General features: G+C 59.6%; 19 protein-coding genes. All 19 read left to right on the top strand.

The genetic code is table 11. The features are described from left to right. The first annotated feature begins 74 nt into the window (after positions 1 to 74). The 19 genes from EXW71_RS01935 (at position 75) to EXW71_RS01845 (ending at position 14,838) form a co-directional block, all read left to right on the top strand. The gene (locus EXW71_RS01935) at positions 75 to 593 is read left to right on the top strand and encodes a phage regulatory CII family protein (protein ID WP_167659623.1); all 519 of its coding nucleotides are present in this window, start codon (positions 75 to 77) and stop codon (positions 591 to 593) included. Beyond that, positions 586 to 813 carry a TraR/DksA family transcriptional regulator gene (locus EXW71_RS01930; RefSeq protein ID WP_134657361.1) on the top strand — a complete coding sequence of 76 codons (228 nt, stop codon included), beginning with the start codon at positions 586 to 588 and terminating at the stop codon, positions 811 to 813. Before EXW71_RS01935 ends, EXW71_RS01930 begins: the two co-directional genes overlap by 8 nt. Continuing rightward, entirely contained in the window at positions 803 to 3,019 is a 2,217-nt protein-coding gene (locus EXW71_RS01925) for a VapE domain-containing protein (RefSeq protein ID WP_134657360.1), read from the top strand. The genes EXW71_RS01930 and EXW71_RS01925 overlap by 11 nt, the downstream gene beginning before the upstream one ends. Continuing rightward, positions 3,012 to 3,377 carry a hypothetical protein gene (locus EXW71_RS01920; protein WP_134657359.1) on the top strand — a complete coding sequence of 122 codons (366 nt, stop codon included), beginning with the start codon at positions 3,012 to 3,014 and terminating at the stop codon, positions 3,375 to 3,377. The genes EXW71_RS01925 and EXW71_RS01920 overlap by 8 nt, the downstream gene beginning before the upstream one ends. 527 nt (positions 3,378 to 3,904) lie before the next feature. Then, positions 3,905 to 4,249, top strand: a complete 345-nt coding sequence (locus tag EXW71_RS01915; RefSeq protein ID WP_043046669.1) for a phage holin family protein — start codon at positions 3,905 to 3,907, stop codon at positions 4,247 to 4,249. 204 nt (positions 4,250 to 4,453) lie between these two features. Then, complete coding sequence (locus EXW71_RS01910; protein WP_134657358.1) at positions 4,454 to 5,011, top strand: terminase small subunit; 558 nt, start codon at positions 4,454 to 4,456, stop codon at positions 5,009 to 5,011. Between the two features lie 4 nt (positions 5,012 to 5,015). Beyond that, positions 5,016 to 7,022, top strand: coding sequence for a phage terminase large subunit family protein (locus EXW71_RS01905; RefSeq protein ID WP_134657357.1), 2,007 nt, complete (start codon positions 5,016 to 5,018; stop codon positions 7,020 to 7,022). A 1-nt stretch (position 7,023) separates the two neighbouring features. Continuing rightward, positions 7,024 to 7,230 carry a phage head-tail joining protein gene (locus tag EXW71_RS01900; RefSeq protein ID WP_056783432.1) on the top strand — a complete coding sequence of 69 codons (207 nt, stop codon included), beginning with the start codon at positions 7,024 to 7,026 and terminating at the stop codon, positions 7,228 to 7,230. Beyond that, positions 7,230 to 8,711, top strand: a complete 1,482-nt coding sequence (locus EXW71_RS01895; RefSeq protein ID WP_134657356.1) for a phage portal protein — start codon at positions 7,230 to 7,232, stop codon at positions 8,709 to 8,711. The genes EXW71_RS01900 and EXW71_RS01895 overlap by 1 nt, the downstream gene beginning before the upstream one ends. Next, positions 8,708 to 9,850, top strand: coding sequence for a head maturation protease, ClpP-related (locus tag EXW71_RS01890; protein WP_134657355.1), 1,143 nt, complete (start codon positions 8,708 to 8,710; stop codon positions 9,848 to 9,850). Before EXW71_RS01895 ends, EXW71_RS01890 begins: the two co-directional genes overlap by 4 nt. Then, entirely contained in the window at positions 9,847 to 10,185 is a 339-nt protein-coding gene (locus tag EXW71_RS01885; protein ID WP_134657354.1) for a head decoration protein, read from the top strand. Before EXW71_RS01890 ends, EXW71_RS01885 begins: the two co-directional genes overlap by 4 nt. Before the next feature lie 62 nt (positions 10,186 to 10,247). Further along, entirely contained in the window at positions 10,248 to 11,243 is a 996-nt protein-coding gene (locus EXW71_RS01880) for a major capsid protein (RefSeq protein ID WP_134657353.1), read from the top strand. Positions 11,244 to 11,245: 2 nt separating this feature from the next. Beyond that, complete coding sequence (locus tag EXW71_RS01875) at positions 11,246 to 11,566, top strand: hypothetical protein (protein WP_134657352.1); 321 nt, start codon at positions 11,246 to 11,248, stop codon at positions 11,564 to 11,566. Continuing rightward, a complete protein-coding gene (locus EXW71_RS01870; protein WP_134657351.1) occupies positions 11,563 to 12,222 on the top strand; it encodes a hypothetical protein in 660 nt (219 codons plus the stop codon). Before EXW71_RS01875 ends, EXW71_RS01870 begins: the two co-directional genes overlap by 4 nt. Beyond that, entirely contained in the window at positions 12,222 to 12,737 is a 516-nt protein-coding gene (locus EXW71_RS01865; protein ID WP_134657350.1) for a hypothetical protein, read from the top strand. Before EXW71_RS01870 ends, EXW71_RS01865 begins: the two co-directional genes overlap by 1 nt. A 29-nt stretch (positions 12,738 to 12,766) precedes the next feature. Further along, positions 12,767 to 13,300 (top strand): phage baseplate assembly protein V, encoded by a 534-nt coding sequence (locus EXW71_RS01860; protein WP_134657893.1) that lies wholly within the window; start codon positions 12,767 to 12,769, stop codon positions 13,298 to 13,300. A 58-nt stretch (positions 13,301 to 13,358) separates the two neighbouring features. After that, positions 13,359 to 13,628 carry a hypothetical protein gene (locus EXW71_RS01855; protein ID WP_134657349.1) on the top strand — a complete coding sequence of 90 codons (270 nt, stop codon included), beginning with the start codon at positions 13,359 to 13,361 and terminating at the stop codon, positions 13,626 to 13,628. A 5-nt stretch (positions 13,629 to 13,633) separates the two neighbouring features. Further along, a complete protein-coding gene (locus EXW71_RS01850; RefSeq protein WP_134657348.1) occupies positions 13,634 to 13,960 on the top strand; it encodes a GPW/gp25 family protein in 327 nt (108 codons plus the stop codon). Next, positions 13,957 to 14,838, top strand: coding sequence for a baseplate J/gp47 family protein (locus tag EXW71_RS01845; protein WP_134657347.1), 882 nt, complete (start codon positions 13,957 to 13,959; stop codon positions 14,836 to 14,838). The genes EXW71_RS01850 and EXW71_RS01845 overlap by 4 nt, the downstream gene beginning before the upstream one ends.

The raw sequence follows: 14,838 nt of genomic DNA, 5'->3' as shown, positions 1-14,838 counted from the left end.
CCCTTTCAAGCCACGCGGCAAATGTAACACCACTACATGTCGCGGGGCACTGGCAACTTAGTAGGATTAATGCCATGAGCCGAGTAGCTTTAAGCTGTGTTGATCGAGCGCAAAGAGAAGTACTGACGCTCGAATTATCCCTGTACCACGCCGCACGGGACTATCCCGGTGGTGCCGCTGCAATCGCCGCCACCACCGGTCGAAATGCCACCACGCTGCAGCACAAGTTATCTCCCACCCATCCCTCGCACACCGTCAACATCCAGGAGTTCGGCGAGATCCTAGAACTGACCAAGGACCGTCGCATTCTCGATGCGGTGCACGCCCTTGTCGGCGACACGATCTGGCAGGAGCTGGCTGAGGCGTACACCAACGACATGCCAGAGACCCTGACTACGGGTATCGCCATGTTTTTCCGGCAGGTTGCCGATTTGTCCGAAACCTGGGCCAAGCACATTGGCGACGGCAAGGTCGATGACCACGAGTTGGCCGAGATACGTCAGTTGGTGTTTCGTGGCATTCAGGGGTTGTTGGGCATGTACAACCGCGCCCGCTACGTCAACCAGACGACTTGTGGGGTGGAACGTGGCTGATATCGCTGATTTCGCAAATGACCTGGTGCAAGAGCGGATCGATCAGGCCGTCGCTGCACGCCTGGCGCTGATGTCCAACACGGCTCAGCATTCGCTGATGTTCTGTGACGAATGCGATAGCCCCATCCCCGAAGCTCGTCGTTTGGCACAGCCCGGTTGCACGCTCTGTATTGAGTGCAAGACTGTCGATGATCAGAGGGCTGCCCGTTATGCTCGATGATGTGATCAATCAGTTCGCGGACTATGGTCTTGAGCCCGCTCAACCCTTGGTATTTGGCAAGCTTACCCGCTGCAAAACCACCCAGGATAAAGGCAAAGAAAAAAACGGCTGGTACGTCATCCACGAACACCGCACCGAAAAAAACGAGACGCTGATCTTCGGCAGCTTCGGTGACTGGCGTTCTGGCGATACCCAAAAGATCAAGGTCAAGCCCGGACGCATGAGCCCCGAGGAGCGCGAAGTCATGCGCGCTCGCCAGGAAGATGCCAAGCGTAAGGCCGCCGAGATCGCGGCCAACGCATCACGCCGAGCGGCTAATCGTGCTGCCGGCCTGTTTAAGCGAATGCCCGAAAAGGGCAAAAGCGCCTATCTGGATCGAAAGCAGATCGTTGGCTTTAAGGTTCGCTATGCGCCACGTACTGGCGCTTTTTTGGTGCCCATGTGCAACGTGCGCGATCAGATCGTCGGCTTGCAGGTGATCTTCCCGACCAAGCAAGAAGACACTGGTCGGGATAAGCAGTACTGGCCGCCCGGTATGTCAAAAGAGGGCGCTTTCCACCTGATCGGCCCCCATCCAGAGCCCGGCGAACCGGTGCTGGTGTGTGAGGGCTACGCTACAGGCGCAAGTCTGCACATGGCGACTTCGCTCACTGTTGCTATCGCCTTCGACGCGGGCAACTTACTGCCGGTCTCGAAGGCCATGCGCGAGCGCTTCCCCGGCTGCCCGCTGATCATCTGTCGCGATGACGACTGGAAAACCAAGCGCCCCAACGGTGACCCTTGGAATCCTGGCGAAGAGAAAGCCAGCAACGCCGCGCTGGTCGTGGGTGGTCAGGTGGTTGCGCCGGTTTTCTCCGGTGACCGCGAGATTAAGTGGACCGACTTCAACGACCTTCACGTCGCCGAGGGGTTGGAGACCGTGCGCCGCCAGGTGCTCGCGGTGGTCAAGCCTCCTGCAGCTGGAGGCTGGAAGGACCAACTGGCTCGCACCGAAAATGGCTCCCTGATCGCGCACATGCAAAACGTCGAGCTGATCCTGGGCAATGACGAACGCTGGGCCGGTGTCATCGGCTACAGCGTATTCAGCTCCAAGATCGTCAAGCTGCGGTCTGCACCTTTCGGCGGCGGTGCTGGCGACTGGGCCGACATTGACGACATGCGAGTGATGAAGTGGCTCGCGCAGCAATACAACCTGCGGGTCAAAGCGTCCCATGTGATCGAGGCGGTCAGTGTGGTTGCCCACGACCACGCCTTCCACCCGGTGCGTGAGTACCTGGAGAGGTTGGAATGGGATCGCGTGCCACGCGTTGAAACCTGGTTGACCGACGTGCTGGGCGTCCAGGCCAGCGAGTACTCGGCCAAGGTCGGTAAGCGCTGGCTCATCTCGGCGGTCGCCCGTGTGATGCGCCCAGGCTGCAAGGCAGACTCGGTGATGATCCTCGAAGGCGGGCAGGGTGCCGGTAAGTCTACGGCCATGGGAGTGCTCGGTGGCGAGTGGTTCATGGACACACCCTTTGCCCTCGGCGACAAGGACAGCTTCCAGGCGATTCGCGGCAAGTGGATTGTCGAACTGGGTGAACTGGACAGCTTCAACAAGGCGGAAAGCACCAAGGCCAAACAGTTCTTCTCTGCCTCCACCGACACCTACCGAGAGAGCTACGGCCGCAGAACGAATGACGTGCCACGCCAGTGTGTTTTCGTGGGCACCACTAACCAAGAGGAGTACCTCAAGGACGCCACGGGCAACCGCCGTTACTGGCCGGTGTTTTGCAACAAGGTCGATCTGGAGCAACTGCGCGAGATCCGCGATCAGCTGTGGGCCGAGGCGCTGTTCTGCTTTGAAGCGGGCGATATCTGGTGGGTGAATAAGGACGAATCCAAGATGTTCGCCGAGGCTCAAGACGAGCGCTTTGTGGTGGATGAATGGGAAGGGCCGATCCTGGCTTGGATGGAAGAGTCGCAGATCGGCGAAACCGCCACCGGCAACGAGATCCTGACCCAGGCGCTGAAGCTGGACTTCGGACATTGGGGCAAGCCCGAGCAGATGCGGGTCGGGGCGATCATGCACCGGCTGGGCTGGCGTAAGCGGCGTATGCCTGCTCTGCCAAAAAGCGGTGTGCGGCCGTGGGCTTATGAAAAGCCTGCGGGTTGGGGGCGTGTGTCTGCGTTGCAGCAGGCGGTGATCGAGGAGCCTTGCTTTGATTAAGCGAATCGATGCGATGCTCAAACTGTGGGCGCAGGATCTGCATTCGCCTGTGCCAGACGGTGCTGGCGGACCGAGTGGCGGCAACATGATCGCCATGTTGATGGAGTGCAAAGGTGAGTTGATACGCGGCACACGTGGTAGTCGGGTGTTGCTGGATGAGTCGGCCGACATAGAGCTGATCGTCAGGAAACACCTGCCGCCTCGTCTTGCCCTGGTAGTGTGGGAGCAATACTGCAACCACGAAAGCTTTCTCTCGCAGAAGCTGTTGCACTGTGCCTGCAGTTCGAGGACCTATTACATGCGGTTGCATGACGCGCATGTGTTCATCCAGGGGATGCTGATGGGAAAAGCTGCATGACCCTTTGCGTCACTCCTCGTGCCACTGTCCTACTACCCCACCTTGTCCGACTCGCATTTAGTGCAGTTGGACAGGTGCAGGCCGCGCCGTTACTGGGCTGTCCTACTGTCCAACCTTCACCCGCCTCACGCACACATGAGCATAGCGGGGACGTAGTCGCGCCCATGGCGCGCAAGCGTGCTTTTAGCTTTCTCTCTATACACAAGAGAAAAGTAAAAAAGGTAGGACAGTAGGGCAGGGCCCTGAATTCAGGGACCTGTAGCTGTCTTACTTCGATTCAGAATAGTGGGACAGGTAAGACAGGGCACCTGAAGCGATAACCGATTGAGTGCGTTGTACCTGCTTTACACCCGCGTCCTACCTGTATTGCACCCGTATTGCGCTATGGCATTAAAACCCGCTTGCTGCCAGTAAAATCCACCTGTAAAAAGTACCCATCTTCGATAGGTGCGACCGCAAGCAGCGGGACACACCACCACACTGAACCCGGCCATTGCGCCGGGTTTTTGCGTTTATGGGGTAGGGCGATGACGAACGAGCAGCAAGCGCTTATTGATATGCCGATCTGGATGGTGATCGTACTTTCCCTGGTCGGCGGCATATCCGGCGAGGCATGGCGAGCCGACAAAGCGGGGGTAAGCGGCTGGTCCTTGATTCGCCGCTTGCTCCTTCGATCCGGGGCCTGCGTGGTCTGCGGGCTTTCCACCATGATGTTGCTGCACGCTTCGGGCATGTCGGTCCTGGCGGCAGGCAGCATCGGGTGCCTCACCGCGATGGCCGGCGCCGACGTCGCCATCGGGCTGTATGAGCGCTGGGCCGCTAAGCGGTTGGGCGTGTGCGATGTGCCGCCGTCGGGCAGCGGTCAGGCATGATGCCCTGGAGGCCACGAAATACGTGGTCTGTAGCGGCACGCTTCAAAATGGTGCGCCGAAAAGTCCTCGGGGACCCTGGCGGCATTCGAGGGACACGGGGCATGAAACCCGCGGGAAAGCGTTAGCGAACAGTTCACCAGCTTAGTGAACTGAGGTGAACAGGTGAACTACCCCGGATTCATTGGGTGAACAGGACATTCCATCATGACCATAATCAGCAAAACGGAGTTTGCGGCGCGACGTGGTTGGGCCAAATCGTATGTTTCTAAATTGGCTAATCAGGATCGGCTGGTGCTGACTCACGACGGCAAAGTCGACCTAGAAGCCACCGAGGCTTTGCTCGCTGACTCTGCTGATCCGAGTAAAGCCGCTGTCGCGGACCGCCATAACCGGCTTCGCCTTCAAAGGGAGGCTCAAAACGCCGCCGAAGAACCTGCGGTGCCGCAAGTTGGGCAGGCGGCAGACTTTCAAAAGTCTCGTGCGCTGCGTGAGCATTACCTGGCACTGCAGGAGCAAGCCAACTTTCACAAACAGCAGGGTTCTCTGGTCGAGCGCGAAGCTGTTGAAACCGGTGCTTACAACGCCGGACGTCTTTTGCGGGATCAGCTCCTAGGAATGTCTCCACAGCTCGCGCCTGAGCTGGCAGCGATGACTGATCCATGGCAAATCGAGAGGCACTTAACGGCGGCGATCCGCCGCTCTTTAGAGGACGCTGAACGTATGTCTTCATCCGACCTTGAACATGCACTGAACACGAGTTAAGCCCATGCATACGCAAATGCCTGATGGTGAAGAGGTTTACCGTGAAGCATATTTCCGTGGGCTAAAACCTGATCCGGATGTCTGGATTGATCAGTGGGCTGATGAGTATATGCGGATCCCGCGTGATACCGGGGCTGCTGAGCCAGGCCAGTATCGCACCTCACGGACACCCTACGCTCGTGAACCCATGCGGTGCCTTTCGCCGGCGCATCCCTGCAAGCGTGTGATCACTATGGTCGCATCGCAACTGATGAAAACGCAGATTGGCCTGAATTGGATCGGAGGCCTGATTCATATGGCTCCGTCGAATATCCTCGCGCTGTTGCCTAGTCTGGGCCTGGCAAAACGGGTGTCCTCCAGAATCAACAAAACCATCAAAGCCACACCTGTGTTGCGTAAGCGTGTCGCTTCCACCAGGTCGCGAGATGCACGCAATACCATGGACACCAAGGAGTTCGAGGGCGGCTCACTTTATGTAACCACTGCGGGATCTGCAGCCAACCTTTCAGAGCTGTCGGCGCGTTATATCTATGGCGATGAGATCGACCGGTGGGAAGTTGACGTAGGCGAAGAGGGCGATCCTATCGAGTTGGCAGAAACGCGGGGCAGCACGTTCGGCCGCAACGCCAAGTTCTATTTCTCCAGTTCGCCGACAATCAAGGGCGCTTCGCGTATCAACGACCTGTTCGAGTCCAGCGACCAGCGGTATTACTACGTTCCATGCCCATACTGCGGTCACATGCAAGTACTTGAATGGGAAAACCTTCTCTATTCTGCAGATTTTAGTGTGGTGCATTACAAGTGCGCAGCGTCCGGGATGGACTGTGACGTGCTGATTGAAGAACACTTCAAGGGTCAAATGTTGGCCCAGGGTGAGTGGCGTTCTCAGGCACAAGGCGATGGCGAGACGGTCGGCTTTCATCTGAATGCGCTGTATTCCCCTCCTGGTTGGATGGACTGGCGCACACTCGCCAGGCAGTTCGAAAAGGCCAAAAAAGCTCAGGCAAAGGGCGACCTGGAACCTATGCAGGTGTTCTACAACACTCGTCTAGCGAAGGTTTGGGACAGCGCACAAGAGCAGACCAAGGCATCGGTGCTGATCGAGCGCGCACGGCGGGAGGGGTTCTCCCTTGGTGCGATACCCGCCGCCGTGATGATGATCACCGGTGCTGTCGATGTGCAGGCCGACCGCCTGGAGTTCATGGCAATGGGCTGGGGCGTCGGCATGGAGCGCTGGGTCATCGACCACCGTGTGATCGCGGGTGACCCTTCGGACGAACGCACCTGGGCGGTGCTGGATGAACTGCTGAAAGAGCGGTACCGGCATCCGTGCGGTGTCGGCCTGGGCATTCTTGCGGTTGCCGTCGACTCGGGTGGTCACCACACCGACGAGGTCTACCAGTTCTGCCGCGTACGACGCTGGCGCAACATCTTCGCCATCAAGGGCGCGAGCAAGCCCGGTAAGCCGGTGATCGCTCAGCGGCCGTCCATGGTGGATGTGACCTGGAAGGGCCAGACCGAACGCGGCGGCGCCGAGCTGTGGTTTGTCGGTACCGACACTGCAAAGGACTGGATCTACAACCGCTACCAATTCGAGTCCGGCCCGGGCGCACTGCACTTTGCCAACGACCTACCGGACGAGTTCTTCGCCCAGTGTGTGGCCGAGCGCAAGGTCGCCAAGTACGTGCGGGGCCACAAGCGTATCGAGTGGATCAAGGGCAAAGCCGAGCGTAACGAAGCGCTCGACCTGATGGTGTACTGCCTGGCAATGGCGCATTACCTCGGCATCAATCGGTACCAGGAACACGACTGGGAACGGGTGCGCAATTCGCTGGCTCAGGCCGGTCTGTTCGATGAAAAAGTGATTGCAGCTGAACGTGTGACGGTTGTCGAGCAGGTTCCCGCGACGCCGCATCAGGCGCCGCAACCTGTTGCCCCGGTCGCCCAACCGCGACCCGCTGCACCCCCACAACGCCGCAGCTCCACCAGCGGTTACCTGAAGAGACGCTGATATGTCGTTTACTCCGAAGCACCTCGAAGCCATCGAGCGCGCCATCGCACGCGGTGAAAAGACCGTGCGCTACAGCGACCGCACGGTGGAATACCGTTCCATCGACGAACTGCTCAAGGCCCGCGACGAGATCCGTACGTCGCTGACCAACGCCGCCGGGCCCCGCTCTCGCGTGGTTCGGCTCATGCATGGAGGCAAAGGACTCTAATGGCACGACACTATCCGACGCTGACCCGTAATGGATTCTTGCTGCCGTCGAACATCAAGGCCAGTTACGAAGGCGCGGGTGAGGGCCGACGCTCGGTCAGTTGGGAAGCCACCGACAACGGCATCAACAGCATCAACACCCCGGCCCTGCGTAACCTGCGGGCGCGTTCACGGGCGGCGGTGCGCAATGACCCGTACGCTTTCAATGTCATCGACAAGCGCGTCAGCAACCTGATCGGCACCGGTATCACGCCCAGGCCGACCACGGATGACGCGGAGCTGCGCAAACTCCAACAGCAGTTGTGGGACGACTGGGTTGACGAAGCGGACGCTGACGAGCTGACCGACTTCTACGGCATGCAGGCCCTGGTGGCGCGCACGGTTGAAACGGCCGGTGAGTGCTTTGTACGGTTGCGGCCGCGCAGCCTGAGTGAGGGGTTGGCGGTGCCGCTACAACTGCAGGCGCTGGCACCTGAGTTTGTCCCCCATGACAAGTTCGAGACGGCCAAAAACGGCAACGTTATCCGCGCCGGGATCGAGTTCAATCCGGCCGGCAAACGTGTGGCGTACTGGATGTACTTGTCGCACCCTCGCGATTCGTCGTCCTTAAACGTCGGCTACAACCAGCTGGTGCGCGTGCCGGCGACGCAGGTGCTGCATATCTTCGAACCGATGGAGCCAGGGCAGCTGCGCGGTGTCCCACGCTTGGCCCCGGTGTTGAAACGCTTGCGAAGTCTGGACAACTACGATGACGCGGTGTTGTTCCGCCAGGAAGTGGCGAACCTATTTGCCGGCTTCATCAAGCGTCCTGCACCAGAGGCCGGGCCGCAAGCGCGCAACCCGATGACCGGGGAGCTGCTGGTGACCGACCGCGACGGCTTCACGCCGATGGTCGCCCTAGAACCCGGCACCATGCAGGAGCTGGGGCCAGGTGAAGAGGTGGAGTTCTCCAAGCCACCGGACGCTGGCAACAACTACCCTGACTTCATGCGTCAGCAACTGATGGCTGCGGCGGCGGGTTCGGGCACGCCGTACGAGATCCTTACCGGCGATATGCGAGAGGTCAACGACCGGGCGCTGCGGGTGGTACTCAACGAGTTCCGGCGCCGCCTGGAGCAGCTGCAGTTCGGCGTGTATGTGCATCAACTGTGTCGCCCGGTGCGTGCCGCCTGGATGGACATGGCGGTGCTGTCCGGTGCCCTGGTGCTGGAGGACTACGCGCAACGTCGGCGCGAATACCTGCGCACACGCTGGGTGCCACAAGGCTGGGCCTACATTCAGCCGGTGCAGGACGTGCAGGCGCGGCGGATGGAAGTGCAGGCAGGCTTCGGTTCCCGCAGCGAGATGTGTCTGCGCAACGGCTACGACGCGGAAACCATCGACGCGGAAAACGCGGCCGACCTCGCCAGGTCCACGGAACTGGGCCTCAACTACACCACGCTTGATGCCATTGAGCCGATTGATGACAAGGAACAACCATGAGTAAAAAAGCGATCCCGCGCATTTATGACAAGGCTGGCAAGCAGGTAAAAGTCGCGGATAAAAGTTGGTACACCTTCCAGGCCAGCGGCGAAGCCGAGCAACAGACCATTGAGGTCTTTGTATACGGCGAGATCGGCACTTGGGGTGTCAGCGCTAATCAGTTTGTTCAGGACCTGCGGGCTATGGATGACGGCGCTTCCCCGGTCGTTGTGGCGTTCAACAGCATCGGTGGCGACCTGTTCGACGGCCTGGCTATTCACAACGCACTGTCGCGCTTGGGCGAACGCTGTACCGGGCGCATTGATGCGCTGGCGGCCAGCGCGGCCAGTGTTGCCGTGTGTGGCGCTCACCGGGTGGTCATCGCGGCCAATGCCATGCTGATGATCCACAACCCTTACACCTTTACCGGCGGTGATGCCGAGGACTTCCGGCGTGTCGCCGACGTGCTGGACCAGACGCTGGAAGCGATTATTGCGGCCTACAAGTCCAAAGCGCCGGACATCGACGAGGCCGAGCTGCGGCGCATGGTCAACGCCGAAACCTGGCTGACGGCCAACGAAGCAGTGGCCCTGGGCTTGGCCGATGAAGTGGGCGACGGGCTGAAGGTGAAAGCCTGCCTCGGTCAGGGCAGCGTGTTGCAGCGCTTCCAGAATGCCCCGGCAGAATTGCTTGCCCAGTTGGACGAAGAGCCGAATGTCGAGCCGACTGATCCTGTAAACCCTGCGGATCCAGCACCCGTATTGGACGCTGCCGGATTGGCGTTGATGGTTACCAAGGGGTGTGCGGCGGCAGGCATCAGCAACCTGGTGGACCCAATACTTGCTTCGACGAAGCTGGAAAGCGAAGCGGTAGTCACTGCGGCGCTGACCAAGGCAAAAGCGCTGCACGGCTTGTGTGTCGCGGCACGATTGCCGGAACTGACCGGTGAGTTCCTGGCCGCAGGCTTGGATGAAGCAGCTGTCAGGGCGCGCCTGTTCGACAAGCTGGTAAGCAGCGGCGGCGGTTTTGAAATCAACAACAGTCTGCCGCTCGACAATGATCCGGCACCCACTATCAAGGCCAAACAGGTCGATACCCAATCAATCTGGGCTAGCCGTCAGGCGGCGCAGAACGGAACCTCGAAAGGAGTGAGAGCATGAAAACTGAATCGATGCACGCGGGCGAGTTTTTGCTGTCAGAAGGCCCCGGCACAATTTCCCGCGAGGCAATCAACGTCGCCGCCGGGCAGGCGTTGGAGCCGGGCCAGATCCTTGGGCTGGTGACTGCTACGGGCGAGTTTGCACCCTATCAGCCGACAGCTGAGGATGGCTCTGAAAACGCCATCGCGATCCTCTACGGCCCGCTGGGGCAGTCTGATGTGGTCCGTCGCGGCCGCGCCATCGTGCGTCAGGCCGAAGTCAGCGAAGCTCATTTGACCGGGCTTGACCCAGCCGCTGAAAAGGCCCTGGCCGCCCATTTCGTGATCATCCGTTAAGACGCTCATCTCATTTATCCATCCCGCCGAGTGCGGGATTTTTCGTTTCTGGAGAGTACCCCATGGCCGATATCGCCATTTTTGAAGACGATGCATTCAGCGTCTCCTCGCTGACCGCTGCAATCAATGAGCAGGAATACCTGCCGGGCCGCATCAGCAGCCTTGGCCTGTTCCGCGAAGAGGGCATCAGCACGCTGACCGTGCAGATCGAGAAGGACGGCGACACCCTGGCTCTGGTGCCGGCGGGTGAGCGTGGTACCTCTGGCTTGGTGGTCGGCGCGACCAAGCGCACTTTGATTCCGTTCAACACCGTTCACCTGCCGGAACGCTTCACCATCAAGGCTGATGAAATTCAGGGCATCCGCGCCTTCGGCTCTCTCACTGAGTTGCAGGCTGTGCAGGACGTGGTTAACAAACGTCTGGGCAAGGCGCGACGCCAGTTGGATGCCACCCACGAATTTCAACGCATGGGTGCATTGAACGGCTTGGTGCTGGACGCGGATGGCAAGACGGTACTGTTGGACACCTATGACCGTTTCGGTGTGAAGCGACAGAAGCTTTCCATGGAACTAGGCAACCCGGCCACTAAAGTCCGTGTTAAGTGTGGCGAAGCCTTGGATATGCAGGAAGAAGCGCTGGGCAGTGTCACTACTACAGGCTCCCGTGCCTTCTGCGGCAAAAACTTCTGGAACAAACTACTCGACCACGAATCGATCAAAACGACCTACCTCAACACCATGCAGGCCGCATCACTGCGTGGCGATGCCCGTGAAGCCTTCGAGTTCGGTGGGATCGTCTGGGAGCGCTATCGCGGCAAGGTTGCCGGCGTTGCATTCGTCCACGACGACAAGGCGCTGCTGGTTCCCGAGGGCGTCCCGGATCTGTACATCTCGTCCTTTGCGCCGGCCGACTACATGGAAACGGTCAACACCCAAGGCATTCCGTACTACAGCAAGATCGAGCCGCTGCCATTCAACAAAGGTGTGGCCGGTGAAGCGCAGTCCAACCCGCTGCACCTGTGCACGCGACCTCGGGCGCAGATCCTGCTGGAGATGTGATCGTGGCCTTCCGCGATCTGATTGACGACATCGACGAAGTGGTCTTTGCAACCCTGGGCGATAGCGCACGGATCGAGGGCCGCGAAGAGCCGGTGCTTGGTATGTTTGCCGCGCCCTGGTTGCAGCCGAAGCTCGGCAAGCTCAATACCGGCTTGCGTGAGCCTCGGTTTGAGATCCGCGTCAGTGATTCGGAGGGCCTAAAACGCGGGCTTTTGGTCAGCGTCGACTTGCCCGCCCTGGATGGCGGCGGCGATTACGACTTGCTGCAGCTGGAGCCGAGCGGCGACGGTCTGGTCGCCTTGATTCTGAGGTTGCGCCCATGAGCATCGGTAGCTACGTCAAACCCTCGGCCAGCGGCGGGATGATTTCTATCCAGTCGTCAGCCGCGGACCTGCAGGCGTTTCAGGACTTCGCCAAGCTGGTGCCCAAGGCAGCTGCTGCGGCCCACCGACGCGCGATCAACAAGACGTTGGGCTGGTTGCGCACGCACATTGCCCGTGCAGTCAGCAGGCAGGAGCGCATTGCTGTCGCGGCAGTGCGTCAGCGGTTGCGCAGCTATCCGGTGTCAGGCGGGGCATCGAGCGGCAAGCTGTGGTTCGGCTTGAATGCCATCGAGTCCAGCCGGATTGGCCGGGCGCGGCAAACTGGCAGCGGTGTTTCGGTTGCGGGGCGGCGCTATCAAGGCGCGTTTCTCAAGAAGGTCTACGGCAACAAGCCAGACATTTGGATTCGCACTGCGAGCAAGCACTTTAATGCTGATGATTATCCAGATAGCACGGTGTCACCTGGTCGCGGTGCAAGTTCTGGATGGGTCGCGGAGCATGGCAATCGTTTCCCGTTAGCCAAGGCCAAGGTGTCTCTGGAGCAGGCCCGTCCGCATTTTGAGACCTGGGTGCAAAAGGCCGATGAACGCTTGCTGGAGATCCTGAAGCAAGAACTTAACTTCGAACTACAGAAATACTTGAAGAGGGTCGGGTAATGGCTGACGAACCTTTTAGCCTGGACCAGCTTTACCGGGCGGTCGAGCAACACCTGGTGCGCCATCTCTCAGGGGTCCAGACGGTAAGTGCCTGGCCGGACATTCAGGATCGCATCGCATTACCGGCGGTCTTTCTGGAGCTGGCCGAGGTCGAGCCCGGTACCGATATCGGCACGGGTGAAACAACATTGGTGTGTAAGTTCGAGGCACGTATCGTTGTTGACCCTATCTATCCTCTGCATCAGCAACAGGCCGTGCATCTGGCTACTCAACTCGCGGTCCTACTCCGGGCTCAGACGTGGGGGCTGGAAGTCGAGCCGGCAGAGTTCGTTCAGGCCCTACAGGACTGGACCCAGCCAGTGTTGGATGGTTACACCGTCTGGCTGGTGGAATGGACGCAGCAGGTGTACCTCGGCCCTGAAGAGTGGCCTTGGCCCGATCAGCCGCCCGGCATGTTGTTGTTTGGCTTCAACAACGACGTCAAAGAAGATTTTGTTCCAGCGGAGGATTTGTGAGCGGCTATGTTGCTGCCCAGCACGACCGCATGCTTGCGGGGGTGGTCAAGGATTGCTTTGTGGTGGCGGTCGATCTGGCTGCCTCCCCTCCGGTATGTCGGGTTTCGGACGGCGAATGGACCAGCGCCTGGGTGCGTTGGCACAGCATCGCCGCCGGCAAGGCCAGGCATTGGAGGGCTCCATCTCTTGGCGAGCAGGGGACATTGGTCAGTGCCAGCGGTGACGTGTCACAAGGGACGTTCATTCCGGGCTTGTATGGCAACGCTGGACCTCCGCCAGATAACCGGGACCATGTGGAAGTATGGCGTTTTGATGATGGCGGCTCGCTGATTTACGACTGGCAGGCCAAGAGCTACAGCATCACCCTGCCAAGCGGTACGGTGACCATCAAAGTCGCCAGTACAGAGGTGGTCGTGACGGACAGCGCCGTGAACGTGACCACCGGCAACATCAATTTGAAAGCGGCGGTGATGATCGACGGGGCGTTACACGTCACGAAAGGCATTACCAGTGCTGGTGCGATCATCGACGCCGGTGGCAACAGCAATCACCACACGCATTAATTTTCATCCTGCATACAGCCCGCCCAGTGCGGGCTTTTTCATATCTGGAGTCTGCCTTATGAGTAAGTCTAGAACCGATGGCGATTCTGCCGAAGCCACTGTGGTTCCGGGGTTGAAGCCGGCGCCGTTGGGTTTTCCCGTTACTGCTGACGCGGTTGAGTCCATCGGACCAGCGCGTGTTTTTCGCGACAAGGTTTTCACCTCGCGGACATTGATCCTACCCGGCGGCGGGACGCTTCCTGTTGTTGCTGGTCGAGTTACCGCATGTGGTGATGATCAATTTGCGTTCTTGAAAACGCATCCAGATCTGGAGCAATTGAAGGAGTAATCACAATGATCGGAATGGATCGCCACACCGGCCAACCCATTTCCGGCATCGCACACTTGCGGCAATCGGTACCAGACATTTTGGGCACGCCGTTGGGCAGCCGGCGGCATCGGATGGATTACGGCAGCAAGCTCCGGCGATTTGTTGACTTACCCGTTACTGATGGCTGGAAAAGCGCCGTACAGGCGGAAGTCGCCCGTGCACTGGGGCGCTGGGAACCGCGTTTGAAGCTGGATCAAGTGCGCGTCATTTCCGTTATCAACGGGCAAATTAACCTGAAGATCGTCGGGCAGTACCTGGGCGACAGCGTCACGCTGGAGGTGGCCGTATGAGTATCGTGGATCTGCCGTCGTTACCGGCGCCGACCGTGTTAGAGCCCCTGGACTTCGAAGAGGTTTTTCAGGAGGGGCTGGGCGTCTTTCGCGGATACATGGGCGGTAACTGGACTGCTGCGCTGGAGAGCGATCCGGTGCTTAAGGTGCTGGAGGTTGGCGCTTACATCAAGGTCGGCAACCGCGCCCGAGTGAATGACGCCGGCAAAGCGGTATTGTTGGCGCACGCCATACGCGGTGACCTTGATCACCTGGGGGCCAACGTCAACCTCAAGCGCCTGGTCATTCAAGTGGAGGACCTGTTGGCCTTTCCGCCGGTTCCCGAAGTCAAAGAGGACGACGATGCGTTCCGAGAGCGCATCCAGTTGGCCTATGAGGGACTGACCACGGCCGGCCCGCGTAACAGCTACATCCTGCATGCGCGTAACGCCTCGGGGCTGGTGGCAGATGCCACCGCCGAAAGCCCGGCGCCTTGTTACGTGACTGTAACGGTGCTGGGATTGGACGGGGAGGGGGAGGCATCACCAGAGCTGCTCGCAACGGTGGCAACTGCGCTGAATGACGACGATGTGCGGCCGGTGGGGGATAGGGTAACGGTTCAGAGCGCCCAGGTGATTCGGTACCAAATTCAAGCGATCCTGCACATGACCAGCGCTGGCCCAGAAGCTGATGCCAGTTTAGCCGAGGCAAAAAGTCGATTGGCTGCATGGATCAATCCGCGCAAGCGGCTCGGCATTGAAGTAGCACGCTCCGGCGTAGACGCTCAGTTACACGTAGCCGGCGTTTCTCGGGTTGAGTTGGTCGGCTGGCAGGATCTGGCCCCGACCAAGGCTCAAGCGGCGTTCTGTACCGGCTACACCGTGGCGCTGGCGGGCTGA

Origin of the sequence: Pseudomonas sp. BCA17 (assembly GCF_004519405.1) — a bacterium.
Classification (GTDB): Bacteria; Pseudomonadota; Gammaproteobacteria; order Pseudomonadales; family Pseudomonadaceae; genus Aquipseudomonas.
Note: the sequence above shows the minus strand (reverse complement) of the source record. Positions and strands in the feature narration are given on the sequence as shown.

Coding starts and splice junctions, on each gene's coding strand:
- EXW71_RS01935 (WP_167659623.1), top strand. CDS start 75: ATGAGCCGAGTAGCTTTAAGCTGTGTTGATCGAGCGCAAAGAGAAGTA.
- EXW71_RS01925 (WP_134657360.1), top strand. CDS start 803: ATGCTCGATGATGTGATCAATCAGTTCGCGGACTATGGTCTTGAGCCC.
- EXW71_RS01915 (WP_043046669.1), top strand. CDS start 3,905: ATGACGAACGAGCAGCAAGCGCTTATTGATATGCCGATCTGGATGGTG.
- EXW71_RS01910 (WP_134657358.1), top strand. CDS start 4,454: ATGACCATAATCAGCAAAACGGAGTTTGCGGCGCGACGTGGTTGGGCC.
- EXW71_RS01905 (WP_134657357.1), top strand. CDS start 5,016: ATGCATACGCAAATGCCTGATGGTGAAGAGGTTTACCGTGAAGCATAT.
- EXW71_RS01900 (WP_056783432.1), top strand. CDS start 7,024: ATGTCGTTTACTCCGAAGCACCTCGAAGCCATCGAGCGCGCCATCGCA.
- EXW71_RS01895 (WP_134657356.1), top strand. CDS start 7,230: ATGGCACGACACTATCCGACGCTGACCCGTAATGGATTCTTGCTGCCG.
- EXW71_RS01890 (WP_134657355.1), top strand. CDS start 8,708: ATGAGTAAAAAAGCGATCCCGCGCATTTATGACAAGGCTGGCAAGCAG.
- EXW71_RS01885 (WP_134657354.1), top strand. CDS start 9,847: ATGAAAACTGAATCGATGCACGCGGGCGAGTTTTTGCTGTCAGAAGGC.
- EXW71_RS01880 (WP_134657353.1), top strand. CDS start 10,248: ATGGCCGATATCGCCATTTTTGAAGACGATGCATTCAGCGTCTCCTCG.
- EXW71_RS01870 (WP_134657351.1), top strand. CDS start 11,563: ATGAGCATCGGTAGCTACGTCAAACCCTCGGCCAGCGGCGGGATGATT.
- EXW71_RS01865 (WP_134657350.1), top strand. CDS start 12,222: ATGGCTGACGAACCTTTTAGCCTGGACCAGCTTTACCGGGCGGTCGAG.
- EXW71_RS01860 (WP_134657893.1), top strand. CDS start 12,767: ATGCTTGCGGGGGTGGTCAAGGATTGCTTTGTGGTGGCGGTCGATCTG.
- EXW71_RS01855 (WP_134657349.1), top strand. CDS start 13,359: ATGAGTAAGTCTAGAACCGATGGCGATTCTGCCGAAGCCACTGTGGTT.
- EXW71_RS01850 (WP_134657348.1), top strand. CDS start 13,634: ATGATCGGAATGGATCGCCACACCGGCCAACCCATTTCCGGCATCGCA.
- EXW71_RS01845 (WP_134657347.1), top strand. CDS start 13,957: ATGAGTATCGTGGATCTGCCGTCGTTACCGGCGCCGACCGTGTTAGAG.